Raw genomic sequence first — 13,477 nt, 5'->3', positions numbered from 1 at the left:
GATAAAATGTATTTTCCTCTTTGTCTTATTAGCTAAAAATCAGCATGTGAATTAGATTACGCTTGTTTATGTTGCGCCGCCGGTGACACAAATTTATCACACAAAATTGCAACCACTAACACAACAATTGTTGGCAATACCCATACTAAATCTTGCTTATACAGTGGCATTGCTGTCATCCACTCAGGGATATACACTTTTAAGTGATCAGAGGCTTTAACTGCGCCAATTAAACCAACAACAAAACTAACTAACATGGTTGGGGCAATAACCACGGTCGGATTCTTCCACCACTTCAGAGTAAAACTCAATAAAATCAAAACAATACATGGTGGATAAATAGAGACCAACACGGGGTATGAAAACGCAATTAGTTTACTTAAACCAAGGTTTGATATCACCATGGAGAAAACCCCTAGGATCAAAACTAATTTACGATAAGAAATAGATACATAGCGGCTAAAAAATTCTGCACATGCACAGGTTAAACCAACCGCAGTAACCATACACGCCACAAAAATTAATACGGCTAAGAAGAAACTGCCATAGTTACCGAAAGTGTATTGTACATATGTATGCAGAATATCTGCACCATCTGCTGGGTTAGGGATTAAAGAACCGCTATTTTCGCCCAGTTTAAATAAGGATAAATAAACCAGCGTTAATAATACCCCAGCAATTAAACCTGCCCACATCGTATAACGCGTCAATAACGAAGAGTTTTCAATCCCCCTTGAGCGGGCGGCATTAACAATGACAATACCAAATACCATGGCACCAAGAGTATCCATGGTCAAATAACCATTAATGAAACCATTGGAGAAAGCCATTTCACGGTAATCTACCGTTGAAGGGATTGGGTCGCCTGCAGGCCACATTACCGCAGCCACGCCTAAAATAGCTAAAGCAAGCATTTTTACAGGGGCCAAGATGTGCCCTACGCTATCTAGTAATTTACCCGGATACAGTGAAATACCAATAACTAAGACAAAGTACACTAGGCTGTAGATCAGTAACAACATGTCAGATTCACCACCAAATAATGGTGCGATACCGACTTTATAGGACACTGTTGCCGTTCTTGGTGTAGCGAAAAGAGGGCCGACAGATAGATAAGCAATAACCGCGAGTAGTAACCCTGCTGTTTTCCCCACTGGGGTACTAAGGGCTTCAATCCCCCCACCCACTTTAGCAAGGGCAATAACGGTTAAAACGGGTAGACCGACACCTGTAACAAGAAACCCAAGTGCTGCCGTCCAAACTTGTTCCCCTGCCTGCAAACCAACCATAGGCGGGAAGATAATATTCCCAGCCCCAACAAATAACGCAAAGGTCATAAAACCTAATGCGATGATATCTCTAGATGATAAACGATGAGCCATATTATGTTAATTTTTAGTGACGAAAATAGAAAGTTATGGGTTTACACTTAGCAACCCTTTGAAATATATATAGCGAGATAGAATTCTGAGAAACATACTATTAACAATACAAAAAGGTATGTTCTTTTGCATTTGACAAAATGAAAAATTAATAAACAGAAAAATTCGCCAATAACTGACAACAAGTAGAACTTTTATAGGGCAAAAAGGCAATAGCAAACGTGAAAACAAGAGTAAATCACTAAACTAATTTTCAGAACCAGTGATTCCTTTCAGTAAAATCACAATCCCCGTTATATGATTTGCTCGAAAAATAAACAACCCATCATTTTGTCACCCCCATATTTCGATAATTTTCAGGATATATTTTTTCAAAATGAACAGTTGGTGGGATAAAATATAAAAAAAATGAATTAATAGAATTAATCAATCGATTAATAAAAAGAATCCACTTTATTAATATTTTGATTCTATTAATAAAGTGGAGTTATTTATGACTTTTTAAGGTTTTTATCATCAACAATTAACACCGTTGGTAAAGTAAATGAAAATTCACTCCCTTTACCAATCTGGCTAGTCACCACTAATTGGCTACTATGATGTTGAACCGCATGTTTGACGATAGCTAACCCAAGACCTGTCCCACCGCCACCTTGCCGTGAACGCGCTTTATCTACCCGATAAAACCGCTCAGTGAGGCGTGGAATATGTTCTGCAGGGATACCTGGACCATTGTCCCTCACGCTAAAACGTGCACCACTATAATTTCTTTGCCAATCAACCCAAATCTTTGACCCTTCCGGTGTATGACTTATTGCGTTATACACTAAGTTTGCAACCGCGCTACGTAACTGCTCTTCATTGCCATGAACCCGCAGTTTTTCATCAATATTAAACACAAACTGATGACGCCCCTGACTTAAACTCAGGGCTTCTTGCTCAATCATTTTGAGAATCAACGGGATATTAACTTGTTCATCAAGGTTGATTTGTGGGGCAATTTCAATACGGGATAACTGCAACAGTTGCTTAACTAAATTATCCATCCGCTGCGTTTGCTCTTGCATAACATGCAAGGCTTTTTTATTAACTGCAGGTACCCCTTCTTGGTCATCCATCACTTCAAGATAACCCTGAATAACGGTAAGAGGAGTACGTAATTCATGGCTTACATTCGCAAAAAAATCCCTACGAGCCTTTTCCAAACGGCGTTTTTCTGTGACATCTCGTGCCACCATCAATAACTGCCCTTCGGTATAAGGTAAGATACGAAACTCAACAATCTCACCACTATTAAGCTCAATAGTTAGCGCTTGCTCGTAATTTTTAATGGAAAAATAACGGCTAAAATCAGGGTAACGCAACAAATTAAAAATATGTTGACCATTATCTTCTGGCCAGCGAAAACCCAGTAAAGCTTGGGCGTGACGATTACACCAAAAAATCGTCCCTTCGGTTGTCATCATGACTACCGCATCAGGTAAGGATTCAGCACCACTTCGAAAACGTTTAATTAATTGGCCTAATTCACGACGGCGCTTACGGTTACGTTGCTGCATCTGGTAGATACCGTAAAAGATAGGCTCCCAACCTCCACGCCCTTCCGGTGGCAGCATACTTTTATCTAACCAGAGCCAATAGGAAAGTTTTAATAAATTATACCCATGCCAAACTAGCGCGGCCAGCAGTGATATCACCAATAGCCAAGATAAGTAGCCAATAAAAACTGATAATATCAGTGCTGGTAAGATAAATAAAAACAGCCCTAAAATCAGCTGTTTAATGGATAAGCGTTCAAGCACGCATGCCTCTCTTTAGGTAGTTTTCAATAACGAACCGAGAAACGATAACCTGTACCGCGCACAGTTTGAACCATTTTATCATGCCCACCAATTTCCAACGCTTTTCGCAAACGCCGAATATGCACATCTACAGTTCTATCTTCCACATACACATTAGCCCCCCAGACATAATTCAATAACTGTTCACGGCTATATACACGCTCCGGGTGGGTCATAAAGAAATGTAAGAGCTTATACTCTGTCGGCCCCATATCAATAGGCGTCTCATTACTGGTCACACGATGGGAAGTTGGATCTAGCGTTAACCCATTCATTTCAATAATATCTTCTGTTGCCATTGGTGAAATGCGACGTAAAATCGCCTTCACTCGGGCAATTAATTCTTTTGGGGAAAACGGCTTAATCAAATAGTCATCAGCGCCAACTTCTAAACCCTTTACGCGATCTTCCTCTTCTCCCCGAGCCGTCAACATCATGACTGGAACATCACGCGTGGCGCTATCACGCTTCATGTGTTTAATCACTTGGATACCAGAACCACCGGGGATCATCCAATCAAGTAATACTAAATCAGGTAAAGGGTCGACCATCTGAGCGATGGCACTGTCATAATCATCAGCTTCAATAGGCTGAAAACCATTCTGTTCTAACACAAAACAAACCATTTCTCGGATGGGCGCTTCATCTTCAACAACTAGAATGCGTCTTGCCATGATTGTTCCTGTAAACTAAGAAGACATTTTTAATGTGAACGCATTATGCGTCACTTTTATGACAGAATTATGAATATCAATCTATATAGTACACATTCCTCTATATTTTAGCGGTTAAATGTCATCTAAGTGAAATATTTCCGCAATAGATGAGAAATTAATTGACTTTCCCCTATGAATTAGCGGGATCAGGTATACTGATTTGTAGAATATTCATAGCTCTTAATGATGATAGGAACTGATTACTCATGCGCATTATTCATACTTCTGACTGGCACCTTGGTCAGTACTTTTTTACCAAAAGCCGTGCGCCTGAGCACCAACACTTCTTAAATTGGCTCGTTGAACAAGTCGAATTATACCAAGTTGATGCCATCATTGTTGCTGGCGATATTTTTGATACAGGCTCACCACCAAGCTATGCACGTGAGTTATACAATAAGTTTATTGTTAATTTGCAAAAAACAGGGTGCCAATTAGTGATATTAAGTGGCAACCACGATTCCGTCTCTGTGCTCAATGAGTCTAGCGCATTGCTTAGCTATCTTAATACTCACGTTATAACTTCAAGTAGTGAACCCAATGTTATTACCTTGTGCGATAAACAGTCACAGCCAGCCGCTTTAGTGTGTGCAATTCCATTTCTGCGACCACGCGATATTCAACTAAGTATTGCGGGGCAAAGTATTGAAGAAAAACAACAATCATTGCAAACAGCGATCCATAACCATTACCAAGTCAGTTATCAACTAGCCCTTGAACAGCGTACAACAATGGGGTTAGATCTTCCTATTATCGCAACAGGGCACCTAACCGTTGTCGGTGCCGCTTTAACGGATTCTGTTCGTGATATTTATATCGGTACTTTAGATGCTTTCCCATCTGGGGCATTCCCCCCCGCAGATTATATCGCCCTTGGGCATATTCATCGCCCTCAGGTTATTGGCGGGAACCAACATATTCGTTACTGTGGTTCCCCCATCGCACTAAGTTTTGATGAGACATCCCAGCAAAAAAGTATTTGTTTGGTCGAATTCAATGGCGCTAAACTCACTCAAATCACACAACTAGAAATCCCTATTATTCAACCACTGCAAAGCATTAAAGGGTCATTAAAAGACATAGAAAAACAACTCGAAGCATGGGGAAATTACCAAGGCGATAAGCCCGTTTGGCTAGATATCGAGGTCGCTTCCCAAGATTACCTTGCTGATATTCAACAACGTATTGAATCTCTAACACACAACCTACCCGTTGAAATTGTTTTGCTACGTCGCGCTCGTAAACTACGACAAGGGCAATCAACCACTTTAGCTAATGAAACTCTGAGTGAACTCAGTGTCGAGGACGTTTTCTTACGTCGTCTGGCTGAAGGGGAATTAGACGACCCTGAACGTGAGCAGCGTCTTATCCAACTATTTAAACAATCTTACGACGCATTACGCCAAGAGTAGCAAGGAGCAATATGAAAATTTTAAGTTTACGCCTAAAAAATATTAACTCCCTCAAAGGTGAATGGAAAATCGACTTTACCCAAGAGCCTTTTGCTAGCAATGGGTTATTTGCAATCACCGGCGCTACAGGTGCAGGTAAAACCACCCTACTTGATGCAATTTGCTTAGCTTTATACCACCGAACTCCTCGCTTAAAGACCATTTCTAACTCACAAAATGAACTAATGACCCGTCATACTGGAGAGTGCCTAACAGAGGTCGAGTTTGAGGTAAAAGGCAAAGCTTATCGTGCCTTTTGGAGCCAACGGCGGGCAGGAGGCAAACCCGATGGGAATCTACAACAACCAAAAGCAGAACTCGCTACCGTTGCTGACAACCAAATACTGACAGTAAAAATAACTGAAATAAAAGATTTAATCGCCCAAATTACAGGCCTAGATTATGAACGCTTTACTAAATCTATATTGCTCTCCCAAGGGGATTTTGCCGCCTTTTTAAACGCATCTGAAAAAGAACGAGCCGACTTACTCGAAGAAATTACTGGCACTGAAATCTATAGCCAAATCTCGATATATATTTTTAATCAACATAAGCAAGCCAAAATTGATTTAGACCTACTGAAAGCTAAAGCTCAAGCTATTAATTTACTTAGCGAATCTGAACATCAATCACTGCTAGAAAAACAAACAGGGCTATTACAACAAGAAACGCAACTCAAACAAAAGCGTGACCACCACCAGCAAGCCATTAATTGGTGGAAGCAATTCCATCAGCTCACTCAACGAATGCAATCATTAGACAGCGAATTAAAAAATGCAGAGTTGGCGCTAGAGAATGCACAACCCCAATTGAAAAAATTAGCTGACAATAGCCCAGCAGAGCTTCTTCGTCCCTTATGGCAAGATATCGAGCGCCAACAGCAACTACTCACTGAACAAATGGAGAAACAAACTCGTCTGCATAATGCCTTAACGATAAAACAAGGTGAACGAACCCCTGTTCAACAAAAATTAATACAAGCCCAAAATGATTATCAACAACATATTAATTTCACGAAACAACAGCACCAACTCATTGAGGAAATTGTTCGCCCACTTGACAATCAAATTGCGCAATTAAAGCAGCAACAGGTTGAATTTACTAAACAAATAACAGAGCAGCAGGCTTCTTTTACGCTGAAGCAACAACAAGTCATTGAAGCGCAAAATCATATTCAAAGCGCAACCCAAGAATTAGCGCAGTTGCATATATTTTTAGAAGAAAAACATAAAGATGCCGACATTCATACGCAAATAGGTAGTTGGAAACAACAGAGCCAGTTTGTCTTTGAATTAGCCGACAAACGGACTAATTTAACTCAAAAACAACAAACGCTCGCACATGAAACTCAGCAATTACAAAAAAACAACCAACAGCACTCACAACAACTAACCCAAAAACGTGCCGAACTAGAACAACACACGGCGGTATTTCGTCAATTAGAAGAACGCTACAAAAATAGCAAACAAGAACAAGACATTAAGGTTAACACTCAACGCATTGAGCAAATACAGAACCGCCTACAACACGCTAAGTTGCTGCCATTAATGTTATCCCAATACCTCGCAACTCAGGCACAGTTCCAGCAACACCACCTACAGCAAGCTGAAATAGCACAAGCTCTCGCTCAATCTGAAAAAGAGCTAGATATAACCAAGGTAAAAATTAATGAGTTAACCCCACTCATTAAACTAACAAATGAAAAGTTGCAGCTAGAGCGGAAAATTGTCAGTTTAGAAAATGAACGCCAACACCTTATCGCCGGTGAACCTTGCCCATTATGTGGAGCAACTGAACACCCAGCAGTCGATAAATATAAATCTATTCATCTGAGCGAAACACAAAGCCAGTTGAACGAGTTAACCGAAAAACTGGATAACCTCAAACAACACCATGCTGGGCTGGTATCATTATTAGCAACACAAAACCAACGCCAAAGCGAAAACATACAGCAACAGCAGAAAGTTAAAACGCAATTAGAAGAACTTACTCACCATTGGCAAAAAACATGTGAGCAAGCACTTACACCAAAACTTGCTCAGAACGAACAATCCGTAACCAAATTAATTGATGAGTTGACTTGCCAACTGGCCTCCCAACAAAAAATCGTTGCCGATTTTGCGACGTTGGAACACGAATACCAACAAGCAAAACACCAGCAACATGAACTACAAGCCAGTTTTAACCAATTACAGGCTGACCAATTATTAATCGAGGAACGCCTGAAATACCAAACACAGTTATTTGATGAAACCCAAAAAGAACAATGCCAGATACAACAGCGCGAACGCGAACAAATAGGTCAACTACAATTAGCATTAGCTCCTTTTGACCTCAACTTACCGGAAAGCGAAACATTTGATACATGGCTAACTGAAGTCACTCAACGGGGTGAGTTTTTTAATACTCAAAAAATGTTGGCACAAACACTCAGCCAACAAATTGATGTTAGTAATGCGACATTACAATCAGAGTCCAACCAGCTAAACAAGCTTAACCAACAGCTCGATAACGATAAACATCAATTAAAACACATTGAAATCGATTTAGAACAGAAATCTACTTTGCGAAAAACACACCTTTCAGGGCTCCCTGTGAGTCAATATATTCAGCGATTGAATACAAAACAGGAAATGCTTTCCCAAGCACAGGAAGCACTGCATAAGCAACTCAATGAGATTGATAATGCAATTTCTGTAATGAATGGAAGTTACCAAGAATTAATTGAAATAACCCGTAAGACCACCACAGCGCGGGATCAGGCTGAGTCGCAATTCACACAAGCGCTGGAGAACAGCCCATTTAGCAGCCAACAAAAATTCCTCGATGCTTTATTAACCTCAGAGGAAAAACAACTGTTAGAAGAATTAAAGCAACGCGTCAATCAAAACCTTTTACAAAATCAAACACGCCATAAAGAATGCCAACTCGCGATAGAAGCGCTAAAGCAACAAGTGATTACGGGTTTTTCTGATATCCCTGAAGAGCAAATACACACCACTATTATTGCTCTTGATGAAGAAATTAAACAGTTAAACCAAGAACAAGGCCAAATTATTAACCAGTTAGGGATGGACAAGCAACTACGCCAGCAGCAGCAAGGTTTGCTACAGGAAATAGAAAAAAGCCAATTAAGCTATGATGATTGGAGCTACTTAAGTGGGCTGATTGGTTCCGCCGAAGGGGATAAATTCCGTCGTTATGCACAAGGGTTGACTTTAGACTGTTTAGTGTCTCTTGCTAATCAACAACTTGATAAACTACATGGCCGCTATTTATTACAGCGGAATCATCAGTCTAACCTTGAGTTGCAAGTCATCGATGGCTGGCAAGCTGATACCGTGAGGGATATTAAAACCTTATCTGGAGGGGAAAGTTTCTTAGTCAGTTTAGCGTTAGCACTAGCGTTATCGGACATGGTGAGTAACCGCACACAATTAGAATCACTCTTTTTAGATGAAGGCTTTGGCACTTTAGATGCTGAAACCTTAGATATTGCTCTTGATGCATTAGAAAGTTTAAACGCATCTGGTAAAACCATCGGTGTAATTAGCCATATTGAAGCAATGAAAGAACGCATTCCCGTTCAAATTGCAGTAAAAAAGGCCAATGGGCTTGGCTTTAGCGAACTCCCTGCACAGTACCGGGTAAATTGACTGCCTTTATGATAGTGAGTACACACTTAATTTGTTGAAATCCTAGGCTAAGCCATACAGAGAGAGCATGACAAAACAATTAACCATAGTATCAGCTTATTGGTTGTAACAACGAGCAATAAGCTGACCTTAAATTTGCTAAACCAACAAAACTGTACCACACTGAATGAGTCAAAAAATATATCAATGATAACTTTGGTGGCTCAAAATTTTAAATGACCAAAGGCCTTAACTAGCTAGATTGAGCTTAATTATTTATCACTTTACCTAGTGGGGTCTTACGCCACCCCATTGGGTTTTTCTTTTGAACTTATATATTATTGATGGTCTTTCTACTCTCTCAATTTTTTTCTTTCAATTTAATTTATTTTTCCTGTTTATATTCCATAATATTCCTACAACCAACAAAAATAACAACTAATCAATTGATATTATTGAAAATAATAACATTTAAAACTTAAATCAAAATTTTGAACCTTATCGTTAAATTTTTTTTCTATGATTTTATCTCTAGCCCGTTATAGTAATAACCATTGAAACAAACTACGGCTTCTTAAATTTATTCCATAATAATGCCGTGCGCTAATGAAAAGCTAGGAGACCAAAATGTCTAATGCATTTATCGAAATGATTAAAAATCGCCGTACTATTTATAACCTTGGCGATGCTTTGCCGGTGTCTGAAGAGCATGTTACAAAATTGATTAAAGAAGCAGTAAAACATTCTCCATCATCCTTTAACTCCCAAACTTCACGTGTTGTGATTTTATTTGGTGCGGAACATAAAAAATTATGGAACATAACTAAAGAAGCATTACGTAAAATTGTTCCTGAACAGGCTTTTGCTGCAACAGAACAAAAAATTGATAGTTTTGCTGCTGGTGCGGGGTCGGTTCTTTTCTTCGAAGATCAAGATATTGTGACTGGTTTACAAGAACAATTCCCATTATATGCAGATAATTTCCCCATTTGGTCTGAACAAGCTAGCGGTATAGCACAATTTGCAGTATGGACGGCATTATCACAAGAAAATATTGGTGCTTCATTACAACACTACAACCCGTTAATTGATAATGATGTGCAAAAAACGTGGAATGTGCCAGCTAACTGGATATTACGTGCACAACTTGTTTTTGGCTCAATTAATGCGCCGGCTGGTGATAAAGACTTTATGGCTGACGAAGTGCGTTTTAAAGTTTTCAAATAATATACAAAACTTTCAAATAACCTTCCTACTGCATATTTTTGTGGGAAGGTTATTTTTCAATCTAATTTAATTTAATACATTTTCGTCATCATCAGGGATACCTAATAATTCTAAATGTGTCAAAAATATTAAATGGCAACTTAATCCAAACTAACTAGATTTATCAATGATTATTGAAAAACTATTAATAACATTTAACTAAAAGATACATTTTCAATTCTACTCTCCTCCTTCATCTTTCATTGCCTTTTAACCCCCAATTAGAATGAAATACAAAAACACATAATTATCAATCACATATAAAATTCAATAAAAAAACATTCAATATATTCTCATTTTTTATTTTGCATTGCCGATATTTGAACTACACTGAAATAAGAACACAAAAGCACTAATAATAGTGGCTTGTGTTATTAAGGGGGGTGGACTATGAAATGTTTATCTTTGCTAACATCTGCTATTGCTATAATCCTTTCAAGTTTTTCTTTCACCTATGCTAGTAATAATTATTCAGGAGGTGCAATTACATTTACAGGCTATGTCTATGAACCTCAATGCTCTATAAATATGGAAAGTAAAGAGCAAGTCAATATTAAGTGTTATCGAAAAGGAAAAGATATATCAATAACAGGTTCTTTACGTGGAGGCAAAACTGTAGAGTCTGATTATGTTAAAGTCGAATATGACAAAAATACAAAACTACCGATGTTGAATGTTTTTTATGAATAATTTATTTTTAATATTAAAATAGCTCGGAATATTTAATTTAAATACAGTCATAATATTCCGAGCATTATTTATCCAAAATAACATTTTCGTAAGACTCATTTTATCTAGCAACACTTCAAGCATATTATCTCTATATTCACCAATTTATAAATATAAAAAAGCCCACCAAACGGTAGGCTTAAACTCAGATAACTACTTGAATAATTACTTAGCTGTTAAATCAACTTGGTAAATAGCAAAGCCAATCTCATCAGTACCAACCTGTTTCATTGGGTACTGAGCATTTTCTTTGATAAAGTTTGCTGCTTTTTCACTTGGCGCAGTTTCAAAGCGTACATCCAGCTTTTTGTCTGTTTTAATTGGTGTAAATGACCAATTATTAGCCGCCTTGGTAGCGATTTGCCCTTTATCTTTAGACTCTTTAGCGATATATGCAGCTAAAATAGAACGGTTTTCATCAGGGGAAGCAAATGCAATATTATTCTCACCTGTTCCCGCAAATTTACCGCCGTAGCCACGATAGTTATTCGTTGCTACTAAGAAAGTTGCTTTAGGATCAATTGGTTTACCTTGATAGGTTACATTTTTGATTCGGTTAGCATCTTTATTAATCGTTTGGCAATCAACATCATATTTTGCAGGCTGCGTCAGGTCGATTTGGTAATTTACACCGCTGATAGTATCAAAATTATAAGTTCTGAAACCATTCCAATTTAGTAAGCTTTGTGGTGCTGTTGATTGTGGGTCAATTTGATTAAACATCCCCGCAGAACATTCTAACCATTCCACAACATCTGCACCAGTTGCTTTAACAACAACAAGTGTGTTCGGATATAAATATAAATCTGCCGCATTACGGAAGGTTAAATCCCCTTTTTCAACTTCAATAAACTCAGTTGGAGAATTTTTACGTCCACCCGCTTTAAATGGTGCAGCAGCTGCTAAAACAGGTAAATCAGCAAGGTCTGGGTCACCCTGAATAAAGTTTTTGGTGTAATCAACTTGGGCATCGTTAACAATTTGTACAGTTGGGTCACTTTGAACCAACGCTAAATAGCTGTACATATTTTCAGATGCTTTACCGATGTGTTTACCAACAAATTTACGCGTATCTTGGTGTTCTTTATCGATAATTTTAGCGAGAGATTCATCACGCTCAACAAGGGCTTTCTTATTAGGCTTATCATAAACAGGGCGCGCGTGAGCTGTCGCATCGACAACTTTCCAACCGCCATCATCATTATTTACGACTAAATCAACGACACCTAAATGATCGCCCCATTGACCTGGCATTACCGCAGGTACACCATTGACTGTACCTTTTGTAACGTCAACACCTTTAATATCGCTAAAGTCTTTGCTTGGGAATACACCGTGTGAATGGCCAAACATGATGGCATCGATACCTGGAACTTCACTGAGGTAATACACTGAGTTTTCAGCCATTGCTTTATAAGGCTCTTGAGAGAAGCCTGAGTGAGGAATAGCAACGACTAAATCGGCTCCCTCTTTTTTCATTTGAGGAACAAATTTTTTCGCAGTTTCAGTGATATCATTCACTAAAACCTTACCTTCTAGATTTGGCTTATCCCAAATTAGAATTTGTGGTGGTACAAAGCCGATGTAACCAATTTTGATGGTGTGTGTTTTACCATCCCTATCTTTAACAGGTGTATCAACAATAATGTATGGGTTAAAGTAATTTTCACCTGTTTTTGCATCAATAATATTCGCATTGATGTATGGGAATTTAGCACCTTTAATTGCTTTATGCAGGAAATCTAATCCAAAGTTGAATTCGTGATTACCAAAATTACCTACTGTGTAACCCATCGTATTTAATAGTTTATGTGCCGGATGCGACTCACCCTCTTTTAAACCTTCGCCAACAATATAGTCAGCCAGTGGACTACCTTGGATTAAGTCTCCGTTATCGACTAATACAGAGTTTGTTGCTTCTTTTTTTGCGGCATTAATCAGTGTTGCCGTACGTACATATCCAAACTGTTCGGTTGGCTTGTCTCTATAATAATCAAAATCAATCAAGTTACTGTGAACATCTGATGTTTCCATCACTCGTAAATCAACCGTTGCGGCATTCGCATTAAATGCGACTAGCATAGCAAGCGTTGAAAGTTTCAATACTTTATTCATGTAATCCCCTTCGTTGCCATTACTGAGAGAAAATCGCCTCTCAAATTTGTATTTTCATCCCGCGCTATTGAACAATTAACAAACAAAAATAGCGTTAAAAATTCACACTACGTGCATAGCATCAATCTTTAATGATAATACACTGCAAACAGTAACCATTTTTTGTGACTAAATCACGGTTTTCATCTTTTTATCAAGCCTGATTTTTATATCGGTCACAAAAATGAATTAATAGTGACAAATTCACATCAAATAATTGAAGTTATTTTGCTGAATCTATTTTTTGAAGAGAAAGAGAACTGTGATTTAAATCACTCCCTATTTTCTATACATAATAGGCAT

8 protein-coding genes are annotated in these 13,477 nt (G+C 38.4%); 4 read left to right on the top strand and 4 right to left on the bottom strand.

Going from position 1 to position 13,477, the window contains the following annotated elements; translation table 11 throughout:
* Positions 1–56: 56 nt before the first annotated feature.
* From brnQ to phoB, 3 genes are all read right to left on the bottom strand, one after another.
* A complete protein-coding gene (gene brnQ, locus ACHB7C_RS18370; protein ID WP_048608400.1) occupies positions 57–1,382 on the bottom strand; it encodes a branched-chain amino acid transport system II carrier protein in 1,326 nt (441 codons plus the stop codon).
* A gap of 491 nt (positions 1,383–1,873) precedes the next feature.
* The gene (gene phoR / locus ACHB7C_RS18365; protein WP_395348131.1) at positions 1,874–3,184 is read right to left on the bottom strand and encodes a phosphate regulon sensor histidine kinase PhoR; all 1,311 of its coding nucleotides are present in this window, start codon (positions 3,182–3,184) and stop codon (positions 1,874–1,876) included.
* Positions 3,185–3,207: 23 nt separating this feature from the next.
* A complete protein-coding gene (phoB, locus tag ACHB7C_RS18360; protein ID WP_042846958.1) occupies positions 3,208–3,897 on the bottom strand; it encodes a phosphate regulon transcriptional regulator PhoB in 690 nt (229 codons plus the stop codon).
* Between the two features lie 248 nt (positions 3,898–4,145).
* Here phoB and sbcD point away from each other — a divergent pair, with 248 nt between their 5' ends.
* The 4 genes from sbcD to ACHB7C_RS18340 all read left to right on the top strand — a co-directional run bounded on the left by sbcD (position 4,146) and on the right by ACHB7C_RS18340 (position 10,981).
* The gene (gene sbcD, locus ACHB7C_RS18355) at positions 4,146–5,351 is read left to right on the top strand and encodes an exonuclease subunit SbcD (protein ID WP_048608403.1); all 1,206 of its coding nucleotides are present in this window, start codon (positions 4,146–4,148) and stop codon (positions 5,349–5,351) included.
* An 11-nt stretch (positions 5,352–5,362) separates the two neighbouring features.
* A complete protein-coding gene (locus ACHB7C_RS18350; protein ID WP_395348128.1) occupies positions 5,363–9,046 on the top strand; it encodes an SbcC/MukB-like Walker B domain-containing protein in 3,684 nt (1,227 codons plus the stop codon).
* A 606-nt stretch (positions 9,047–9,652) separates the two neighbouring features.
* Positions 9,653–10,252 (top strand): nitroreductase family protein, encoded by a 600-nt coding sequence (locus ACHB7C_RS18345; protein WP_042846961.1) that lies wholly within the window; start codon positions 9,653–9,655, stop codon positions 10,250–10,252.
* Between the two features lie 429 nt (positions 10,253–10,681).
* Complete coding sequence (locus tag ACHB7C_RS18340) at positions 10,682–10,981, top strand: hypothetical protein (protein ID WP_048608407.1); 300 nt, start codon at positions 10,682–10,684, stop codon at positions 10,979–10,981.
* Between the two features lie 204 nt (positions 10,982–11,185).
* Here the strand turns inward: ACHB7C_RS18340 and ACHB7C_RS18335 are convergent, their stop codons facing one another.
* The gene (locus tag ACHB7C_RS18335; RefSeq protein ID WP_042846963.1) at positions 11,186–13,135 is read right to left on the bottom strand and encodes a bifunctional 2',3'-cyclic-nucleotide 2'-phosphodiesterase/3'-nucleotidase; all 1,950 of its coding nucleotides are present in this window, start codon (positions 13,133–13,135) and stop codon (positions 11,186–11,188) included.
* Positions 13,136–13,477 lie beyond the last annotated feature (342 nt).

The sequence above is a fragment of the Providencia sp. 2024EL-00732 genome (assembly GCF_044006275.1).
Classification (GTDB): domain Bacteria; phylum Pseudomonadota; class Gammaproteobacteria; order Enterobacterales; family Enterobacteriaceae; genus Providencia; species Providencia huashanensis.
Note: the sequence above shows the minus strand (reverse complement) of the source record. Positions and strands in the feature narration are given on the sequence as shown.

Coding starts and splice junctions, on each gene's coding strand:
- ACHB7C_RS18345 (WP_042846961.1), top strand. CDS start 9,653: ATGTCTAATGCATTTATCGAAATGATTAAAAATCGCCGTACTATTTAT.
- ACHB7C_RS18340 (WP_048608407.1), top strand. CDS start 10,682: ATGAAATGTTTATCTTTGCTAACATCTGCTATTGCTATAATCCTTTCA.
- ACHB7C_RS18335 (WP_042846963.1), bottom strand. CDS start 13,135: ATGAATAAAGTATTGAAACTTTCAACGCTTGCTATGCTAGTCGCATTT.
- ACHB7C_RS18350 (WP_395348128.1), top strand. CDS start 5,363: ATGAAAATTTTAAGTTTACGCCTAAAAAATATTAACTCCCTCAAAGGT.
- brnQ (WP_048608400.1), bottom strand. CDS start 1,382: ATGGCTCATCGTTTATCATCTAGAGATATCATCGCATTAGGTTTTATG.
- phoB (WP_042846958.1), bottom strand. CDS start 3,897: ATGGCAAGACGCATTCTAGTTGTTGAAGATGAAGCGCCCATCCGAGAA.
- sbcD (WP_048608403.1), top strand. CDS start 4,146: ATGCGCATTATTCATACTTCTGACTGGCACCTTGGTCAGTACTTTTTT.